The organism is Pseudomonas sp. ASL8, from assembly GCF_056680355.1.
The window spans coordinates 3,988,507-4,008,010 of sequence record NZ_CM155278.1 but is presented as its reverse complement, the minus strand read 5'-3'; the positions used below and the strand labels follow the sequence as shown (position 1 = coordinate 4,008,010).

The 19,504-nt window shown below is 56.9% G+C and carries 18 protein-coding genes and 1 pseudogene; 10 read left to right on the top strand and 9 right to left on the bottom strand.

Going from position 1 to position 19,504, the window contains the following annotated elements:
- Window position 1 precedes the first annotated feature (1 nt).
- Window positions 2–1,342: a carbohydrate porin gene (locus AC1MEA_RS18410; RefSeq protein ID WP_480417011.1), complete on the bottom strand. Its 1,341-nt coding sequence runs from the start codon at window positions 1,340–1,342 to the stop codon at window positions 2–4.
- A 1,100-nt stretch (window positions 1,343–2,442) separates the two neighbouring features.
- Between AC1MEA_RS18410 and AC1MEA_RS18405 the strand changes: the two genes are divergently transcribed.
- Window positions 2,443–3,369: a LysR family transcriptional regulator gene (locus AC1MEA_RS18405; RefSeq protein ID WP_480417010.1), complete on the top strand. Its 927-nt coding sequence runs from the start codon at window positions 2,443–2,445 to the stop codon at window positions 3,367–3,369.
- Between the two features lie 22 nt (window positions 3,370–3,391).
- On the opposite strand, the pseudogene AC1MEA_RS18400 reads toward AC1MEA_RS18405, so the two are convergent.
- Both AC1MEA_RS18400 and AC1MEA_RS18395 read right to left on the bottom strand, forming a co-directional pair.
- Window positions 3,392–3,754: pseudogene (locus AC1MEA_RS18400) on the bottom strand (serine dehydratase beta chain); the annotation flags it as partial.
- A 206-nt stretch (window positions 3,755–3,960) separates the two neighbouring features.
- Window positions 3,961–4,893, bottom strand: a complete 933-nt coding sequence (locus tag AC1MEA_RS18395; protein ID WP_480417009.1) for a LysR family transcriptional regulator — start codon at window positions 4,891–4,893, stop codon at window positions 3,961–3,963.
- Between the two features lie 121 nt (window positions 4,894–5,014).
- Here AC1MEA_RS18395 and AC1MEA_RS18390 point away from each other — a divergent pair, with 121 nt between their 5' ends.
- On the top strand, window positions 5,015–5,260 hold the full coding sequence (locus AC1MEA_RS18390; RefSeq protein ID WP_480417008.1) for a DUF2790 domain-containing protein: 246 nt from the start codon (window positions 5,015–5,017) through the stop codon (window positions 5,258–5,260).
- Here AC1MEA_RS18390 and AC1MEA_RS18385 read toward each other — a convergent pair.
- A complete protein-coding gene (locus AC1MEA_RS18385) occupies window positions 5,224–5,451 on the bottom strand; it encodes a hypothetical protein (protein WP_219060100.1) in 228 nt (75 codons plus the stop codon). The genes AC1MEA_RS18390 and AC1MEA_RS18385 overlap by 37 nt on opposite strands.
- Before the next feature lie 449 nt (window positions 5,452–5,900).
- Between AC1MEA_RS18385 and AC1MEA_RS18380 the strand changes: the two genes are divergently transcribed.
- The 4 genes from AC1MEA_RS18380 (at window position 5,901) to AC1MEA_RS18365 (ending at window position 10,876) form a co-directional block, all read left to right on the top strand.
- A complete protein-coding gene (locus AC1MEA_RS18380) occupies window positions 5,901–6,521 on the top strand; it encodes a TetR/AcrR family transcriptional regulator (RefSeq protein WP_480417007.1) in 621 nt (206 codons plus the stop codon).
- A gap of 127 nt (window positions 6,522–6,648) precedes the next feature.
- Window positions 6,649–8,157 carry an efflux transporter outer membrane subunit gene (locus tag AC1MEA_RS18375; RefSeq protein ID WP_480417006.1) on the top strand — a complete coding sequence of 503 codons (1,509 nt, stop codon included), beginning with the start codon at window positions 6,649–6,651 and terminating at the stop codon, window positions 8,155–8,157.
- Entirely contained in the window at window positions 8,154–9,344 is a 1,191-nt protein-coding gene (locus AC1MEA_RS18370; RefSeq protein ID WP_480417005.1) for an EmrA/EmrK family multidrug efflux transporter periplasmic adaptor subunit, read from the top strand. The genes AC1MEA_RS18375 and AC1MEA_RS18370 overlap by 4 nt, the downstream gene beginning before the upstream one ends.
- A gap of 11 nt (window positions 9,345–9,355) precedes the next feature.
- The gene (locus tag AC1MEA_RS18365; protein WP_201021257.1) at window positions 9,356–10,876 is read left to right on the top strand and encodes an MFS transporter; all 1,521 of its coding nucleotides are present in this window, start codon (window positions 9,356–9,358) and stop codon (window positions 10,874–10,876) included.
- A gap of 146 nt (window positions 10,877–11,022) precedes the next feature.
- Here AC1MEA_RS18365 and AC1MEA_RS18360 read toward each other — a convergent pair whose 3' ends face one another.
- The 4 genes from AC1MEA_RS18360 to salA all read right to left on the bottom strand — a co-directional run bounded on the left by AC1MEA_RS18360 (window position 11,023) and on the right by salA (window position 15,999).
- Window positions 11,023–12,474 carry an aldehyde dehydrogenase gene (locus AC1MEA_RS18360; protein ID WP_480417004.1) on the bottom strand — a complete coding sequence of 484 codons (1,452 nt, stop codon included), beginning with the start codon at window positions 12,472–12,474 and terminating at the stop codon, window positions 11,023–11,025.
- Window positions 12,475–12,502: 28 nt separating this feature from the next.
- Window positions 12,503–13,651: an NAD(P)-dependent alcohol dehydrogenase gene (locus AC1MEA_RS18355; RefSeq protein WP_480417003.1), complete on the bottom strand. Its 1,149-nt coding sequence runs from the start codon at window positions 13,649–13,651 to the stop codon at window positions 12,503–12,505.
- Window positions 13,618–14,643 carry a catechol 1,2-dioxygenase gene (catA, locus tag AC1MEA_RS18350; RefSeq protein WP_480417002.1) on the bottom strand — a complete coding sequence of 342 codons (1,026 nt, stop codon included), beginning with the start codon at window positions 14,641–14,643 and terminating at the stop codon, window positions 13,618–13,620. Before catA ends, AC1MEA_RS18355 begins: the two co-directional genes overlap by 34 nt.
- 72 nt (window positions 14,644–14,715) lie before the next feature.
- On the bottom strand, window positions 14,716–15,999 hold the full coding sequence (gene salA / locus AC1MEA_RS18345; protein ID WP_480417001.1) for a salicylate 1-monooxygenase: 1,284 nt from the start codon (window positions 15,997–15,999) through the stop codon (window positions 14,716–14,718).
- 147 nt (window positions 16,000–16,146) lie between these two features.
- On the opposite strand from salA, the gene AC1MEA_RS18340 reads away from it, so the two are divergent.
- Window positions 16,147–17,046: a LysR family transcriptional regulator gene (locus AC1MEA_RS18340; protein WP_480417000.1), complete on the top strand. Its 900-nt coding sequence runs from the start codon at window positions 16,147–16,149 to the stop codon at window positions 17,044–17,046.
- A 64-nt stretch (window positions 17,047–17,110) separates the two neighbouring features.
- Here AC1MEA_RS18340 and AC1MEA_RS18335 read toward each other — a convergent pair whose 3' ends face one another.
- Complete coding sequence (locus AC1MEA_RS18335) at window positions 17,111–18,013, bottom strand: LysR family transcriptional regulator (protein WP_219060108.1); 903 nt, start codon at window positions 18,011–18,013, stop codon at window positions 17,111–17,113.
- A 164-nt stretch (window positions 18,014–18,177) separates the two neighbouring features.
- Between AC1MEA_RS18335 and AC1MEA_RS18330 the strand changes: the two genes are divergently transcribed.
- The 3 genes from AC1MEA_RS18330 to AC1MEA_RS18320 all read left to right on the top strand — a co-directional run bounded on the left by AC1MEA_RS18330 (window position 18,178) and on the right by AC1MEA_RS18320 (window position 19,501).
- Window positions 18,178–18,375 carry a tautomerase family protein gene (locus AC1MEA_RS18330; protein ID WP_219060109.1) on the top strand — a complete coding sequence of 66 codons (198 nt, stop codon included), beginning with the start codon at window positions 18,178–18,180 and terminating at the stop codon, window positions 18,373–18,375.
- Between the two features lie 85 nt (window positions 18,376–18,460).
- On the top strand, window positions 18,461–18,814 hold the full coding sequence (locus AC1MEA_RS18325) for a putative quinol monooxygenase (RefSeq protein WP_480918169.1): 354 nt from the start codon (window positions 18,461–18,463) through the stop codon (window positions 18,812–18,814).
- Between the two features lie 72 nt (window positions 18,815–18,886).
- Complete coding sequence (locus tag AC1MEA_RS18320) at window positions 18,887–19,501, top strand: nitroreductase family protein (RefSeq protein WP_480416999.1); 615 nt, start codon at window positions 18,887–18,889, stop codon at window positions 19,499–19,501.
- Window positions 19,502–19,504: the final 3 nt, after the last annotated feature.

Below are 19,504 nucleotides of genomic sequence, written 5' to 3'. Positions count from 1 at the left end.
TTTAGAAAACGGTGTTGACGGTCAAACCGGCGACGAAAGCATTGTCTACCTCGTACACACCTCCTGGATTGGCCAGGTATTGCAGGTTAGGTCGTACCATTAGCCAGTTTGTCAGTTTGAAGTCGTAGTGAATTTCAGCCGCGTATTCCGCGTGCTGGATTGGCTGATAGGCAGGGTTAGCATAGTCAACGAGATTGTTGACCTGATCATGTAGGCGTTGGTTCTTTGTCAGTGCCGGATTGACATGCAGCTCACTGAAGCCGATGGCCAGAGAGTCCTGAGGGCGAGCATCAAATGGACCCGCATAAATAGCCCCAACCTGGGCCTGCCAGTCCAGCGTGCTGCTGTCCTTGTCGTACCCTGAGTAATGCGCGAACAGACTTAAGCCACGTTTGGCATCACCGTCGACTGTAGTGACTTGTTGCCGCGCGTAGGCGTACCAACCGTAACGGCCATCATGTACATCGGCAGGATTACCGGAGAGTTGCTTGTCGACACCGTTGTTATCTTTGAGCACGTCGTTAGCGTCGGCAGAGTTCCAATACCCGCCAAACATGTACTTGCCTGCCATCCCTTCAGCGCCCAGCGAAGGTGTCCAGCCCAGTTCCCCGACATAGGTCATACCTTCCTGACCCGAGGTGTTCAACTTAAAGCCATTGTTGCTATCCAGCAGCGTCGGGTTGTACTCGTACGCGCCGACCTGGGCATAGACCTGCGGCGTCATGTTGACTTTGATCCGACCGCCCCACTGCCCGACTGGCGAGTTGAACCACACGGTAGACGCGTGACCGACCAGCCCGCCACACATCGAGTTGTTCTGGAACACGCAGCCGGTCGAGTCAAAATCACTGCCTATTGGCAACCGACCCGCTTTGATGTCGAGCACGTCATCGAAAAACTTCTGCTGATAGGCCAGGACCGTGATCCGCCACGTCTGGCCGCGCCCATAGTTTTCTTGCACGGAGGAGCCAATCGTCCCCGTACGCGGGTCCGCCAGCCGATCATTGGTCAGGTCCCGACCACTGCGCTCAGTGATCTGCAGTTGCAGATTCGCGGCGGGCAACCCCAGGATCTTTTGCAGGTCAAGGGCTCCGCCAATATTGAACTGGTCGGTGTAGCGTGCCGTATGATCGTGATCATAACCGCCACTGAGGTTGGCAGCGCTTTCTGACTGATAACTGAGTTGGAAGTCGTAGCCTTTATCGAGTAGCTCTGTACGAAGCCCGCCCCAGTCGCCGGTCATCCATCGGGAAGAAGCAGAAAACATCTCTTCATCGGCATGAGCGGCACAACTGACGCACCCCATAAAAAAGCAACTGCTAACAAACACTCTGGGGCTCATGTATCAGCTCTCCTCGTGGCGAAAGGTGGTTAGAAAGATTAATTGGAAAACTCATTAGCACGACAGTTGATTAGCTTGCTAAGCATTTAGTTATCGACTTAAAGGTGATAGCACGCCTGGCGCGATCACTCGCTATTGATACTGTTTTAGGTTCAATGGTTTAGCGCACAACGCTAAATGCGCTGTTAGATTGTCGCGAACATTCCGCCTTGAATAGCGCGCACTAATATCCGTAAAAAAACAGACTTCCGGATGTCTATGCCCAGTGATAACTAGTTTCATAGGTGACCGCGCCGCGGAAAAGCCGACTCGATCCATCTGGAATCCCAAGGGGAGGATATTTTGAACAGGAGACAGCGAGCCTCTGAGGCAGTGGCCTCACCGGCATAAGGAGCTTAATGTGTGAGGCAGCACATTGGCGCTTGCAAAACGAATAATCGTGTAAGGTGTTACTTATTATAATTTCTTAGCTTCGTCAACGCCGCCCTGGTAATGCTTATACATTTTTTGTTATCACCCTGGGCCTGAGCAGCCTTTGCGTCCGCGATTGTTCTCTCTACCAGCGTCTTGACCACCGCGTGGGTTTGGGCGGTGCTGACCTGTTGATCGTGAAGACTTTGCAAGTTCGCTGCGCACAAGTCCCCAGCGGCAGTCGCCTGCATATTGAATGAAGCGGCAACTACAAACATTCCACCCGCTATTAGCAAGTGCCTCATATCGGTACTCCTCAAAGTGTTAAACGCGTTCTTTTCTGCAGAGAATAGTTTAGGGGGCTTTCCTAAAATGTTCCCGACCGGGTTAAAAGGAGGTGAGCAATAGCGCTCTCCCGGAAGTTTTCCGTCCTGTTGTCTGGCTACAATCCACGACGTCTGGCGCGACGATGGTCGCCTCGGTGCGAACCTTGGCGTCCCCGCGTCTATCGCGTTGATGTGCCGCACAAGGCGTTGCGACCTAGCTGATGCCGCCAAGTTAATTCACTGATAGCGATAGATCAAATCAATAACAGATATAGGTCATATAATCTGGTTAAATAGGTTGATTCATAGCCTGCAGGTAGCCGCTCGCGGCTAGTTGCCTCTCTGATAGACGTAGGTATCTATATGGACTTGTCTCAGATCGATTTGAACCTCCTTGTTTCTTTGGAGATATTGCTGCAGGAACGCAACGTGACCCGCGCCGCACAACGCCTGAGTATCAGCCAACCGGCCATGTCAGCACAACTGGGGCGACTGCGGACGGTGTTCGGCGATCCCTTGCTATTAGCCGCTGAAAACGGTCGAGGCATGACCCCTAGCGCCTTGGCATTAACATTAGCGCTCCCGTTGAGCGCAGCACTCAATGGACTGGAAAAAGTCATCAATTTTCAGCCGACCTTCGACCCCTACAAAGACAGCCGTGAATTCAGCATTGCCATGGGTGAAGATGCAATGTTGGCCGTTGGCATAAAGCTGGTGGGGCTTCTACAAACGCTCGGTCCGCACAAACTACAAATAAAAATCCAGCGACCACGGCCTGACCATATCGCAATTGAACTTGAACGCGGTGAAGTCGATATGCTCATTGATTTAGATCGGATGATACCCAGCAGCATGAAGGCGCGCACGCTGTATGAGGGGGGGTTTGTCATGGCTCAGCGTAAGGGCCATCCGCGCGGTACGGCTGCCTTGGATTTGGATACCTATTGCAATCTCGAACACTTATTGATTTCCAGCGCTTCAGGCAGCCCACAACGCTATATGGACGAATATCTGGCCAATCTGGTGCGTCGACGTCGGGTGGTCATGACGCTGCCACAACTGTCGCTGATCCCCCATCTACTGCGCAACAGTGACTACGTCTGCACATTGCCAGCCGGACATTTTATTCAATTTGGGGATGATTTAGAGCTCTACGAACTGCCTTTCGCGGCCCCCTGCTTCACCCTGCAATTGGCTTGGCATCCACGTAATCATTTTGATCCCGCAGTGATCTGGATGCGTGATTTTATCCAACAGGCTGCAAACCCAGTCCTCTTTGACACGTTATGAGCCCCCTTTCGAGATCACTACCAAGCAGGGAAGCGTTACTGAAGTCATAGGGCAGTTCGGTCAGATCTTTATCGAGTTGGCCACTCTCTGCCTGTTGCTGGTCGATGACAAAGCCACCCCCGATGGAGTAGTAGGTTTCGCACAACAGCAGATGATTCTCGGCAAACGCACTCAACGTCATGGCGTTGAGATGGTAAGGCAGGTTCTCATCCAGGAGGCGCATGTCCCGCTGCCATACAAAAGGCACACGGTATTGACCGGCCAGCAGCAGGCATTGCGTCTCACGCAGATCCATCAGCCGTGGCTCAATCTGTAGCGGGCCGACGGTATGGGAACTGGAGGGGCCGACTCCAATTTTGAACAAGTCAAAAACACTGATAGCCATTGTTGATCTCCGCGCACCACTTTCAAGGTTATTAAGAACTAACCGAATTGTCTGCGTCAGGGATCATCCAGACGTGTCAGATATCGACTCCAAAGTGTTCACCACTACCACTTGCGAGCTGGATGTCTACGCGCGCCGAGTTGCGGGCTGGGCGCAACAGACCGGACGCGGATCTGGTCATCACACTCAGCTGCTCTTTAGATCCATCAGGCCCAATGCCGTGGATCTTTCAAAACAGCCTCATGCTCCGCGAATAGCCTGGGCAACTCAGCCCTGAGAAAATCAACCCAGGTTCTGACTTTGGCATCGAGAAAACGCCGTGATGGGTAGAGCGCATAGACAGTGCGCTCCCGTAGACGATAAGCCGCCAGCAGGCGCAGCAACTTGCCCTCACTCACCGGACGGGTCGCGGTATAAAACGGCAGCAGACTGATGCCCATGCCAGCCTCAGAGGCTTTGACCATGGACTCGGCGACATTGCTCTGAAAGGTCTTGCCGGGGATGACACGATGCTCGCCCTGCTCGTCGTGAAATACCCATTCATCACTGTACAAAGGTTCGAGCATTCGCAGGCAGCGATGCTCATTCAGATCCAAAGGGTTGCCGGGTACGCCGTGGCGCTCCAGGTAATCCCTGGAGGCACAAGGCACGCTGTAGATCTGACCGATGGCCTGTGCGACAAATTGTGTATCGGCTAATTCCTGGGCAATCGAGATGACCACATCGTAGCCTTCTTCCAGCGGGTCTGGATTGCGATGTGAAAGGGTCAGCTCGAAGAGCACGTCGGGGTAGAGCTCTCCATACCGAGCGATCAGCGGCGTGATCAGTACGCCCAGGCCGTTCATGCTGTGTACGCGGAGCCGACCACTGGGCTTGAGATGGGCGCCGCGGGCTTCAGCCGTGGCCTCTTTCATTTCCTCGAGAATCTGCCGGCCACGTAACAGAAAACGCTCCCCGGCTTCGGTCAATACCAGTCGCCGTGTGGTGCGTTGCAGAAGGCGGGCTTGCACATGCTGCTCCAGGTCCGCCACCAACCGCGAGACTTGCGCAGTCGATAAGTCGAGCGCCTGCGCTGCTGCGGTAAAACTGCCGCTGTCCACCACGCGGACGAACACCCGCACGCTATTGAACAGGTCCATAAGTCCTCCCGGCGCGCCGACTGTTGCGTTTCATGTAACGCTGCATCAAGCGAACACCTCTTTATCCATAGCAGGCGAGGAATAGACTTTAGGCATCAGGATCACCACGGAGAAAAGAAAAATGAAAACGTTGATCGGTCTATTTCTGGCAGTAATCGCGACCTCGGCCATGGCGGCCGGCAACGAACAAATCCCGGCGACTCAGTACAACCCCGCGCAGCCGCCCGATATCGCCGAGGTGATATCGGTCACACGAACGGCAGGTGCCTGCGAAGTAGTGCCCGCGACCATGATTTATGTCGATCACCAAGGTGAAACCCATCGCCTGGTTTATAAGGTAATGGGCGGCTGCTCGGGCAACGTTTGATGAAACCCGGGCAGCAGGCGCCCGCTATCACCCCAGGCCAACACCACAGCGCCCACGCCTGCAACCATCAACAGCAAACCTGCCCAGACTTTACGTGCCCTATGAGCCTCCATGCCGATCACAGCGGCGTTCAGGTATGACAGAAGATCAGCCAGTTTTTCGATAACCTCATGTACGCCGATATTGCGCATGGCATCCGTCTCTCATTATTTTTTAAGAACGGCAGACGATAAGTCCATCGTTTTTTTGAGGCCATGTGAGGCTATGGAGGAAAAACAAAATGCAATATCCGACCCGTGCAGATATCTATCCGTTTTGTGCGGAGGTGGCGTCACGGGCCATGATCGGGGTGTTTTTTATGAGTAAATACTCAGAGCAGTTCAAGCTAACAGCCGTCAACGCCTAACTCGCAGGCGGTACCAGCTAGACGCGTGCTTGGCTGTCGCTTCCCAGGATTGCTCGAGACCATTCTTTCTCAGCACTAAGCCGGAGCTCCGGCAAATGCCCAAGCCACCGGCAAGCAGCCCCTCCGACCATCAGCTAACTACGTTGCCCCTGGAAAACGCTATTGTATAAACACTGTCAGTTTCTATAGAATTCGCAAAGCACTGAACAGCCGATTTCGAGCATCGCCAAGCCCATGACCCAAAAGACCACCAAGTCCACGCCTGCCAAACCACGTAGCCGATCCTCGATTGGCGCGGTGCGCAGCCCGCAAAGCACCGAGGCCATCCTGGAAGCGGCCGCCGCTATTCTTGAAGAGCAAGGGTATCGGGCGTTCACCATGGATGCGCTTGTCGAGCGCGCCGGGTCAAGCAAGCCGACCATCTATCGGTGGTGGCGCAGCAAAGGCGCTTTGTTGAGGGATGTTTACGAGCGCGCAGCGTTGACTTTCGTCATCTCTCCTGACACCGGGAATCTGGAACAGGATTTGATTGAGCATTTGCGCTCGCTTTGGAGTTGGTGGCGGTCTTCAAGCGCCGGCGAAACCCTTCGCAGTGTCTTCATTGAAATTCAGTTGGATTCAAAGGCCATTGCGGAATTCCGAGAAGAATTTCTACCGCGTCGCGAACGTACTTTGCGCAAGATATTCGCCAGAGCAGTGAGCACAGGGGAAATTGTCGACGGTCCTGCGGTGGAGGTTGCCGTGTCTATGCTCACCGGCATGTCCTGGCTGCATCTGGTCACCGCAAACCTGGAGAATCTTGACGACATCGACCATTCGGTGGCGTTGATCGTAAAAGGCTTGAGAGCTCGATAGTCGGTTGGGTACCTGAATCTTTTTTTTGCCCCTAACGACACTGATAGTTTTTATTAGCTTCATCGCGCTCATAACCCGTCACCTTTTCATTGCTGCACATCAGTCTTTACGCCAGAGAATACCGTTCATGAACAGTCGAAAAAATGAGGGGTTTACGGACGTGCGATCCAGACGTCCCTTTGCCGCCCAAGCGTCAGTCTCTGTCCTGCTGATCCTGCTTGCCGGTTGCTCCTTCAGCGACTTGAAGCCCCAGTCCAGAATGCTCTCACCCGGGGATGCCGGTGAAACCCTGGCCAATAGCGGCATCACGTTATCGCCTGCCGCTTGGCCAACCGAAACCTGGTGGACCAGCTTCAACGATGCGCAGCTCAACACATTGGTCGAAGAGGCGCTCGCGGATAGTCCGACACTGCGCTCCGCCGCCGCTCGTGTGCACCAGGCTGGCGCCCTGGAGGCCATCGAAAGTGCCTCGCTGTTGCCTCGAATTGACGCGACGGCAAGTACCACCCGCGAACGCTTCAGTGCTAACGGCACCACGCCCGCGCCCGTGAAAGGCACCTGGCAAAACGTCAACCAGGCGACACTAAATGTCGGGTACGAACTGGATTTCTGGGGTAAGAATCGCTCGGCAGTTGAAGCCGCCGTGGGGCGCCGACATGCGCTTGAGGTTGACAGCCGCGCAGCAGCGCTGATGCTATCGGCGTCCATCGTGCAAACCTACATCGCCTTGCAGGACACTTATGAGCAACTGGACGTTGCTCAAGCGTTACTCGACCAGCAAGTGCACATCGAACAGCTGACGCAGCAGCGCTTTACCGCCGAATTGGGCACGCAGATCGACATAAAGCAATCCCAAGCCTCGCTGCCCGCCAGCCGGGCCAATATTGCGGGCCTCAAAGAAGTGATTGAGCTTAACCAGAACAAGCTCGCCTCTTTGCTCGGCAAGGGGCCTGATCGTGGACGCTCGATTGCCCGCCCCCACATGCAGGCAACCAGCACCATCGCGCTACCCAGTAATATTCCTGCTGAGTTGGTCGGGCACCGTCCCGACGTGGTCGCTCAACGCTGGCGCGTAGAGGCATCGGGGCATGAGATTGATGTGGCCAAAGCCCGGTTTTACCCAAACGTGAACCTCACGTCCTTTATTGGCCTGCAAAGCCTCGCGTTCGACACCTTCAACGACCACAGCAGTCGAATTCTAGGTTTTTCGCCGGCGATCAGCCTGCCCATCTTCGAGGGTGGGCGCTTGCGCGGCAATCTGGATGCTCAGGATGCGGCTTACGACCTCGCCGTTGAAAACTACAACCAGACCGTCATCGACGCGCTACGTGACATTGCGGATCAATTGTCTTCGCTGCGTTGGTTGAAAGAGCGCCTGGTACAACAGACTGAAGCGGTCAACACAGCCCAGGCCGCGGCCGATTTAGTCAACCTGCGCTATGGCTCGGGGCTGGCAACGTACCTGCAAGTGCTGGCCACCGAGAACGCGACACTGACCCAGAAAAGTCAATTGGTCACGCTGCAGTCCCGTGCGCTTTCTCTGCAAGCCAACTTGAGCCGGGCGCTGGGCGGCGGCTATCGCCCCGAGTTCTCCACCACCGCCCCTGCACTCCCAACCGTAGCTGATAAATCATGACCACCCAAACACCCTCCCCCGTCCATCCCGCTCAACCCAAAGCTTCCTATCGCCCCCAATTTCTGCTGATCCTCGGCATTGTGCTGTTAATGGCCACCTTGGGAATCTGGCACCTGTTGGGACTTGGTACCGAATCTACCGACGATGCCTATGTGGACGGCAACATCGTTCAGGTGACCTCCCAGGTCAGCGGCACCGTGACGGTGATTAGTGGCGACAACACCGACCATGTCGATGCCCATGCGCCACTGGTCACGCTCAACGCCGTTGATGCCGAGATCCAGTACCAACGCACCCAATCCAACCTGGCCCGCGCCGTGCGTCAGGCGCGGACCCAGTATTACCAAGTGCAGCAACTGGAAGCTGAGGTCAGCCAACGACAGAACGACGTGCGCAAGGCCCAGGACGACGTCCGCCGGCGCAGTCAACTTGCCGCCAGCGGCGCTGTCTCCCGTGAAGAGATCAGCCATGCCGAGGAAGTCCTCAAAAACGCCCTGGCAGGCCTCGACGGCACCCAGCATGCACTGGCCGTTCGCTTGGCTATGGTCGACAATACGACGCTGCGCACCCATCCCGACGTGCTGGTGGCCGCGGCCAATTTACGCGATGCCTTTATTTCCCTGCATCGCACGCAAATCTACTCGCCGGTTACCGGCCTGATCACCAAACGCAGCGTGCAAGTTGGCCAGCGCATCAATCCGGGCGTGGCGCTGATGTCGGTGGTTCCGCTTGATCAAGTGTGGGTGAACGCTAACTTCAAGGAGTCGCAGATCCAGGATTTGCGGATCGGCCAACCCGTAGTGCTGCGTGCCGATGCCTACGGCCGCAAAGTGGTTTTTCACGGCACCATAGTGGGCCTTGATGCCGGTACCGGCAGTGCGTTTTCCTTGATGCCCGCCCAAAACGCCACGGGTAACTGGATCAAGGTGACCCAGCGCGTGCCAGTGCGAATCGCCCTGCAACCCGAGGAAATCGCCGCCAACCCGCTGCGCCTCGGACTCTCCATGCACGTGTCCGTAGATACCACCGACACCAGTGGCCAGGTGCTCAATAAAAAGACGCCCGCGCAACCGGCCTACAGCACCAACGTCTTTGAAAATGAGCTTAAGGACGCCAATGACGTCGTGGAGCAAGTGATCAGCGCCAACGATGACCGTGGCCAATATGCCAAGCATCTGAAACCTTGACGGGGTAGCTCATGTACCGGAAAAACGCCGCCTTGTTGATCACCGTAGGGCTGCTGTGCGCATTGGAGTATCTGCAGGCAGGCATGATCGCCTTTGCCTCCGCCCCCATCCGCGGTGAGATTGACGCCAGCCCTGAAGAATTCACCCTGATTGCAGCGCTCTATGCGTGTATCGCAGTGGTGGTTATCTCAAAACAGCGCTGGTTGGTGGAACGGCTCGGCTGGCGCAACTTCATGCTGGGCTCCATCAGCATTTACGTGTTGGGGGCTTTTGTGTGCGGCGTCAGCAGTGACCTCACCACCTTCACCGCCGGCCGCGTGGTCATGGCGCTGGGCGGCGCATCGTTCATGACCTCGGCGCGCCTGATGGTCAACCTGCTCCCGCCGGGTCCCGGGCGTTTCGTCGGGGTAAAAGTATTCGCCACGGGGCTGGCCAGCGGTACGGCAGCGGCGCCCTTTCTTTCATCACTGGTGGTGGTCGAGGACACGTGGCACGCGATCTTCTGGCTACTGATCGCCGGTGCGTCGGCGGCGGCCGTGCTCTGCACTCGCTTTTTACCCAACACACCGATTCATGAAGATGACCAGACGCCCTCCAGCCCGGCGAACATCCTGTTGTTATCCGTCAGTACTTTCTTCCTGCTGTATGTGCTCCAGCGCTCCTACTACGACTTTTACAATGAGACGTTCATCCTCCTCGCCTTCGCGCTGCTGGCCGCCCTGGGCGTGTATATCTTCTTCCACGCCGAACACGGTAAAGAGGCGCCCTTCCTTAAGGTCAAGGACTTGATGCAGTCTCGCTACATCCTCGGGGTGGCGTTGTTCTGCTTCACCTACATTGTGCTAGGCAGCAACAACTACATTTTGCCGTACTTCCTGCAAACGGCGCTGGGGTATTCCTGGGACACCATCGGTACGTTCCAGGCCTTCGGCTTGGCTGGTGCGCTGTTGACATGGATCGTCATGGCCATCGTCATTCCAAAGTACCCGGCTCCCAAGAAGTTTTTCGTGGCCGGATTCGTTGCCCTGATCAGTTTTGGCATGCTGCTGTCATCCCTGACGCCCGACGCCAATATGTGGTCGAACATCTTGCCTGCGCTGGTGCTTAACGGGTGCTTCGTGATGCTGGTGCTCGCCACGGCGGCCATGCAGACATTTCGTGACGTGACACACCATGACACGCTGTTCGCCCATGCCTATCAGATCAAAAGTATGCTGGCGCAGATTGCCATGGCACTCGGCACCACCGTTGCCACCCTGTTTCTGCAATGGCGCACCACCCTGCAATACAACAACCTCAACGGGCATTTCAGCTCAGGCGATCCGCTCTATCTGGAACAGACTCAGATGCTGACTCAAGCACTCACCCCTGCCGTAGGCGCGGGCCCAGCCAGTCAGATTTCAGTGTCGACGCTTGCACAATCCTTGCACCAACAATCAACCCTGGTCGCAAGCATGGAATACTTTTGGGCTGTCATCGTAGTCGCCGCCATTGCACTGATCATTTCCATGCTGCAAAAGACCTTCAAGTAAATGAAGCTCCAGCGCTTGAGCGTGCATAAGCAAACCTAAAGAGCAATTGTTAGCTTGATCCAGTACCGCTTGGCGCAAGGGTGTCGTCGTCAAAAGCAAGGAGTGTCGGTAACCGGCTCCTCAGAGCCGATCACCGTGACCTGACGTCAGAACGGATAAAGTTGGTCGGAGGGCTCGACCGTGACCCACTTCACTTCAGTAAACTCGTCGATAACGGCGCTGCCGTCGAACCGGCCATAGCCACTGTTCTTCATGCCGCCGTAGGGTGCCTGGGGCTCGTTTTGCACGGTGGCCCCGTTGATATGCACGCAACCCGCGTCCAACCGGCTGGCGAGGTCCAGGGCGAGGCTGACATTGCGGCTAAAAATCGCCGATGACAGGCCGAACGCGGTGTCGTTGGCGACTTCCAGCGCCTGCTCGGCGCCTTTGACTCGCACCACAGTAGTGACCGGGCCGAAGGTTTCTTCATCGTAGATCTCCATCGCCGAGGACACTCGGTCCACCAGCGTCGGCGCCATTTGAGCCTGATCCGCCAGCCCACCTACAACAATATTGGCGCCCTTGCCGATGGCATCGTCAAGCAACTGGTTGATGCGCTGCACGGAGCCCTGGGAAATCACCGGACCCACTACGCTGGCTGGATTGGTCACCGGGTTACCGTGCTCAAGACCGCGGATACGCTGCGCAAACTTCGCAACGAACACGTCCGCCACGGCTTCATCGACAACGAACCGTTCGGTCGACATGCAAATTTGCCCCTGGTACAGAAAGGCGCCAAACACTGCGGCATTGACTGCGCCATCCAGGTCGGCATCATCGAGCACGATAAACGGCGCCTTGCCGCCCAGCTCCAGAAGGCAGCGTTTAAGGTGTTTCGCACTGGTCTGGGCAATCATCCGGCCCACTTTGGTCGAACCGGTGAAGTTCACTCGGCGAACCGTATCGTGGGCAATCAACACTTCCGTCACAGCACCGGCATCTTCGGGCGCAGAGATGATGAAATTCAACACGCCGGGCGGAAAGCCCGCTTCATAGAAGGCCTGCGCCAGCAACTCATGGGTGCGCGGGCTATTTTCCGAGCCTTTGAAAATGACGGTATTGCCACACGCCAACGGGTAGGCGATGGATCGGGTGCCCAGGATGACCGGGCCGTTCCATGGCGCGATGCTCAATACCGTACCGGCGGGCTGACGCAGGGTTACCGATAAAGTGCCAGGTTTGTCGGTGGCAAGGGTTTCACCCTTGATTTGCGTCGTGAGTGCGGCGGCTTCACGGAGCAGGTTGGCGGAAGCCCCCACATTGAACTGCGACCATAACTGGGAAGCACCGATCTCTTCTGCCATGACACTGCAGAAAAGGTCCATCTTGCTTTCCAGTACATCGGCTGCCGCCAGCAACAGACGACGACGTTCGGTAGGACCGACCTTCGACCATGTTTTGAACGCCTGCTGCGAAGAGGCCGCAACACGCCGGGCGTCTTCGACGCTGCAGGCGGCGCCGGTAGTGACAACCTTGCCGCTGACAGGGTCAACACGCTGGTAGGTCTTACCGTCCGAGGCATCTTGCGGGGTATTGTCGATTACGAGCTGAACATTCATCTTGGGTTCCTTTAATGAGCCTGAACAATCACGCCAGGTCGGCCGCAGCCGGCATGCGTAGAATCGGTTTGATCGTGATACCGCTTTCGCTGTCGGTCATCGCTGTGTTGACCTGGTCAAACGCGTAGAACCGGCATAGCTTGTCAAACGGGAAGCGACCTTGCAGGTGCAGTTCGACGAGGGTGGGAATGAAGGCGTTGGCGACCACATCGCCCTGGACAATGCCCATGATTCGCTTGCCGGGGATCATGACGTCGTTGATGTTGAACGCGACCTCAGTACCCATTTTCGTCGCCCCTACAATCCCGCACGTGCCCAGCGTGGTGAGGGCGTCGATGGCCTGACGCAATACTTCTGCGCGGCCCGAGCATTCCAGGCTGTAGTTCACCCCGCCGCCAGTGATCTCGCGAATGCGCTGAACCGGGTCTTCTTCCCTGCTGTTAATCACGTGGGTGGCACCCACTTCAAGCGCAAGGCTCAAGCGACTTGGTGTGACGTCGACGGCAATAATGGTGGTGGCGCCGGCAACCTTGGCGGCCATAACTGCGGCCAGGCCCACCGCGCCAGCACCGAAGGCGGCGAAACTGGCTCCCGCCTCTACCTGCAGAGCCTTGAGTACCGAACCTGCGCCTGTCTGAATGCCGCACCCCAGCGGGCCCAGCAATTCGAGCGGTGCATGCTTGGGCACTTTCACGACATTGCGCTCGTTGGCGATCACGTAAGTCGAAAAAGACGACTGGCCGAAGAAGTGGTCATGTATCGGAGCATCGGTGTCGCAGCTGCAGGTGGAAGTACTGCCGTCGAGGCGCCCGCCACCGAAGTTCAGCGGATGCATATGGGAACAATGTGCGGGATGCCCGGTCTCGCAGGGCAGGCACAAGCCGCAGGACATATAAGTCATGACCACATGATCGCCAGGAACAATGGTCGTTACCGCGGCGCCCACCGCCTCAACCACGCCCGCACCTTCGTGGCCCAAGATGATTGGCAACGGCGTAGGAAAGAGCTGATCACGAACGACCATATCGGTGTGGCAAACACCTGTAGCCACGACACGCACGCGGACCTCGTCGGCACGCGGGGCGGCCAGCTTTGCGCGCTCAAGATGGAGCTTGCCACCTGCTTCACGCAACACGGCGACGGTTACTTCGATGGCTGTGAGATCGCTTGTGGACATGCCTTTATCCTCTTGAATAAGTTTTTCTGGGTATGCCGCTTTGGCTTACTCTTCTTGAAAAGCACGCGGGCGATTGCTCCGTTGCTCCGTTGCTCCGCTTCAGGGTTGGCTGCCGGGCGCAGCTGAAAATCAAATGACAATTGTGCAAAACGTCCTGCCACTTCATGGGCAGCAGCCAAGGCTTGGTCATCGATGAAGTGCACCTCACCAATCAATCCATCCCGGGTGGCGTAAGCGAAGTCATCCCAGAGGTATTTGTCGTTGGACAGGTTGATCTGCGTGGTCAAGTGTTCGTAGCCCGGGGCGGATACGAAAAAGTGGATATGCGCCGGGCGCTGGCCATGGCGGCCCAATTGGTTGAGGCACTCCTGGGTCGGACCCTGAGGGTTACAGCCGTAGCCCGACGGCACGATACTTCTGGCGCGATAACGTCCCTCGGCGTCGGTCACGATGCGCCGGCGCAAATTGAATTCGGATTGGCTTTTATCGAAGTGGGAATAGTTGCCCTGGCTGTCGGCTTGCCACAGGTCTACCAGGGCACCAGCGATCGGCTGCCCTTGCAGATCCAGGATCTGGCCCTCGACAAACATAGGCGTCGCGACATCATCCTCGGCACCATCATACATACGGGCATAGCCCTGACTGAGCGGCGCGCCGGCTACGTACAAAGGCCCTTCAATCGTGCGCGGTGTTCCTCCGGTGCGCCCGGCTTCGGCTTGCTTGGCATCGTTAAGTAGATCCAGAAAGTGCTCAACGCCCAGACCTGCCGCCAGCAGCCCCGCTTCGTTGCTTTTGCCGAGACGGTTGATGTATTCAACACCTACCCAGAATTCATCGTCGCTTATGTCCAGCTCTTCAATAAGCCTGGCGGTCTCTTGCAGGATACGTAACACGATTTGCTTGTTGCGCGGGTTGCCAGCGGCATTCTTCAGCCCTGCTGCGTCTTGGAACAGCTCAAGCATTGGTGCGGTATTGGAAATACGGACAGTCATCGAGGTATTACCTGTTTTTATTGTGGGTGTCGCGCACCAGCCTCAGGAAACGGGCGCATTGCAGGAGCGCAATCAAATGGCCTCTGCCCACCCGAGTCGGGTGCGAGCCTCTGCCAGGTCCGATTGCATGTCGTGGTTCCACAGCCAGTCGAAACGACTGGCCAGGGTTGTCGACAGAAGAGGTTCTTGATCTTCGACCTGACGGTCTCGAAACTCGTAGAGTTCGCCGGCTTCCCAGGACGTTCGCTGAACCCTGCAGGCGCGAGGTCTGCGGATAGCGTCGTACACCTCAAGTACGTTTTGGGTGCCACCTTCAAGCACACGAGGGTCCCCCAGAAGGCGCGCGAGTAGCCAGGCATCTTCCAGCCCCTGCCCTGCACCGGCTCCTTGATGGGGGAGCATCGCGTGGGCGGCGTCACCGATCAGCGCTACGCGACCATGTGTGTAGCCTGCAAGCTCCTCCAGTTCGTGAAGTGCCCAGAGGGTGGGCGCGGGAATGCACTCGAGCAGCACGCGAACGGCATCACCCCACTCAGAGAATGCTTCCAGCATCTGGGCCTGGCTGGTGCTTTTGACCCACGGTGTGTCTTGCGGCCATACCGGGTTGGGGTCAGTGCGATCAGAAACGAATGCAACCACGTTGATCAATCGGCCCTGCTTGACCGGGAACGTGAGGATGTGGGCGTCGAGCCCCAGGTACATTTGTGGGACGTTGATCAGGTGTTCATCAATACCCGCAGCGCGATAGGCGGCGCGCAGTTGCTCACTGTCGATCATTCCACGATAGGCGCAGGTCCCGCTGAATCGCGGCGCGACCAAAGGCTGACCCAGCCCCTGGAGTACATAGTCGCGAATCGAGGATTTGATACCGTCGGCGGCGATCAAAAGGTCGCACTGATAGTCCGTGCCGTCGGTGAACTGAACGCTGACCCTGTCCCCCATCTCATGGACGCCAACCGCACGTTTGTCGAAGCAGGCGATGCCTTCTGGCAATTGCGTTGCCAAGGCGTCGAGGAAATCTGCGCGGTGAACGGAGGACTGACCGACGCCTTGGGCAACGCTGGCACCTAGATAACCGGCATCGACGCCTCGACGCCATTCAAACCAGATGTCTTGCCACGGTTGCGGGGTGCGGTCAGCGATGAGTTCGTAGGGTTTTCCGACACCAAGTCCTTCGATGGCCCTGACGGCGTTCGCACCAAAGGACACGCCTGCGCCGACCTCGCCGAAGGCGGGAGCAGATTCAAATAATTTCACTTCCAGATGCTGATGACGGCAAAGATCCAGTGCCAAGGCAACGCCAGCGATGCCACCGCCGACAATGCCCACTTGCAAGACAGAATGAGGGCTACTCATGGGGGAAACCTTATGTGTTGTTTTTGGAATAGTCCGATCATGACTATTCACAAGTCATTGATAAATGCCCTCAACCCCATACACACTATCACCAACCTGAATATTTATTAACTTTCAAGAGCCGCCTCCAAGCCGAGAAAAGTCGCGATGAATCTGCGTGAACTGGATCTGAATCTGCTGGTGATCTTTCACCAATTGCTGGTGGATCGAAGTGTTTCAGCTGCGGCCGAGAGCCTTGGGCTGACTCAACCCGCCGTCAGCAATGCGCTCAAGCGTTTGCGGAACACGTTTAACGACGAGCTGTTTGTGCGCACCAATAAGGGGATGCAACCGACACCCTACGCCGCTCAACTGGCCGAACCGGTCTCTCAGGCGATCAGCCTCCTGCATGGCGCGATCAATCGCCATGACGAGTTCGATCCGGCGACCAGCCAGAAGCGCTTTGTCGTGGCGATGACCGACATCGGGGAAGTTTACTTTGTGCCACGGTTGATCGACGCCCTGCTCAAACAGGCCCCCGGGATATCGGTCAGCACATTGCGCAGCAATGCAGAACTTTCCGAGAACCTGGCTAGTGGAGAAGTGGATCTGGCCGTCGGTTTGCTGCCGGATCTGCAAGCGGGCTTCTACCAGAGGCGCCTGTTCCACCATCGCTACGTGTGCTTATGCCGCAAGGGCCATCCGCTCACTGAACAGCCCATGACGCGGGAGAGCTTTTGCGAGTTCGGGCATGTCAGGATCATCGCCGCCAGCACGGGGCATGGAGAGATCGATACGCATATGCAGCGGGCCGGTCTGAAACGAGACATTCGACTGGAGGTTCCGCACTTTGTCGCCGTCGGCCATATCCTGCAGAACACAGACCTGATCGCCACAGTGCCGGAACGTTTCGCCAACAGCTGCACGGGCCCCTTCGGGCTGACGAGCCTGCCGTTGCCTCTGCCGCTTCCCGAGATCGCCATCAACTTGTTCTGGCACGGTAAATACAATCGGGACCCGGCCAACAAATGGTTCAGGCAACTGATGTTTGATCTGTTCAGCGATTGAGCGATTAGGGTTGACGGAGTGGCGGTCTCATCCAGCGATAGCACTCACCTGGCGTCAGCCTGTATCACTGCCAATGCTCACATAGCTTGACCAGCTCATCGACCACGTACCTCACCTTCGGCCGCAGATGGGACACCTTTGGCCAGACGGCATGCACATCGACAGCTTCCGGTTCATACGCTTGCAGAACCTCCACCAGCCTGCCCGCTTCGATATCCTCCTGGAACAGGCTGCGTGGCATCTGGCACAAGCCCGTGCCAGCGACTGCCGCGAGAATCATGGCTTCCCCGTCGCCAATCTGATGGGTCGAGGGTGGCGCGTAACGTACGGTCTGCCCCGCCTGCATGACCCGCCATGACAGCGGCTGGCCGCGTCGATGCCCGACAATGCAACGGTGATGGCTCAGATCTTCCAGGGTCTGCGGAACACCAAAGCGTGTCAGGTAGTCGGGGGCGGCACAAATGGCCCAGCGTTGTCGGGTCAGCCGCCGCGCCACCAGACCGCTGGTGTCCTGCAGTTCTCCGAAGCGGACCAACAAATCGATCCCCTCCTCGAAGGGATCAACCAGGTGGTCGGAAAACGTCAAGTTCAGTTGCAAAGCCGGGTACTTGTTGGCGATCTCAAACAGCAACGGGGCGACGACCCGACGCCCGAATGCCACAGGTATGTCTACTCGCAGACGTCCGGAAGGCTCACCAGCGCCGGGCCCCAATCCGCTCTCTGCAGCACCAATTTCCTCAAGGGCGGTAGAGCACGCCACGAAATACGCCTCACCGTCCGCGGTCAGGGAAATCCGGCGAGTGGTGCGATGAAACAGCTGGGTACCCAAGCGCTCTTCCAGGCGCGCAATGGCTTTGCCTACGGCGGATTTTGACAGGCCCAGGCGCTCAGCTGCCTGGGTGAAGCTGGTCGAGCGCGCAGCCACTACGAATGTGATGACGCCCTGAAACGAATCGATAGGTACCATGCCGGCTCGCCGATTGTAGAATTTTAGTCTACCCAGATTATAGTTTAAGGCCGTTTATCGCTAGCATGTTCAACAGTAGGATGTGTTCTAGAAAGACAACGGTGCAGATCGTGATGACACATCGCGCACCTCTCTCCAGATCAATGCCCCAAGAGGACACCATCATGCCCGTCGTACGTGTGAGCTGGTTCGAAGGTAAAGAACACGCGCAAAAAGCCGCTGTTGCCGCAGACATCACCGAAAGCATCGTTAAGCACACCGGTACCGATGCCAGCTATATCTACGTCATTTTTGAAGACGTTGCTGCTTCTGACTGGGCTGGCGCCGGCAAACTGTTCGGGAACGCGCCCGAGAAATCCTGACCCCCATCAGCACCGAATGCATCGGCTGGGCCAGCGATGCATCCTCAACAGGCTTCTTATGAAGCCTCTGACGGAAGCGTTATCCATGCACCCACATATTTCCTGCCTGTTCTCCCTCTCGGTAAAACCCGCCGAGTTTCCAGAGTTCAAGGCGCTGATCGCGAACATCGTGGCAGCCACCAGCACCGAGCCTGACACGCTGGTTTACGAATACAGCGTCAACCAAGACAACAGCACCGTTCACATCCTTGAACGCTATAAAGCCGATGCCGTCGTCAGCCACGTAGACACCACCTTTGCGCCTTTCGGCAAGCGCTTCCTCGAACTGTGCACCGTGACCAGTCTGGTGGTCTATGGCACACCGGATGCCGAAGTCCGCAAACGCCTGGACCCGTTCGGGGCGGTGTACATGACCCCGTTCGACGGCTTCAGCCGCTAAGTTCATTGACAGCGCAGGCTCGACGGCAACAACCGGGACTGCGCGCATCCCCTTTCCCACACAGAGATCACCATGTCCGGTATTGCTGACATTATTAAGTCCCGAATTTCCGCCAACAGCTACGACACTGAACGCCAGCTGACGGATCAACAGGTCACCGACCTGATCGATCTGGCTACACACGCCCCCTCCGCCTTCAACCTTCAAAACTGGAAGTTCCTGGCAGTCCGCAGCACCGAAGCAAAGGCGCGGTTGCTGCCATTGGCCTACGGTCAACAGAAGGTCATGGATGCAGCCGTGACCTTTATTATCTGCGGCACCCTCAATCCTCATGAAACCCTGCCTTCAGCCCTGAAGCCGACGCTGGATGCCGGCATCATTGACCAGGCGATCTACGACATGTGGGTGGGCGCCGCTCAAGGCATGTACCAGGAAAACCCGCAGTTACAACGCGACGAAGCGATCCGCTCAGGCTCACTGGCCGCCATGACTCTGATGCTCGCCGCCAAGGGCCAAGGCCTTGTTTCGACGCCAATGATCGGGTTCGACCAGTCGGCAGTTGCGCAGGCATTTGGTCTCTCCGCGACTGAGATTCCGGTGATGTTGATCACCGTGGGCTATCCCGGCTCGGCCAACTGGCCGCAAAAGCCTCGTAAAGCCGTTAACGACGTTCTGCAGTTCGTGTAAGCG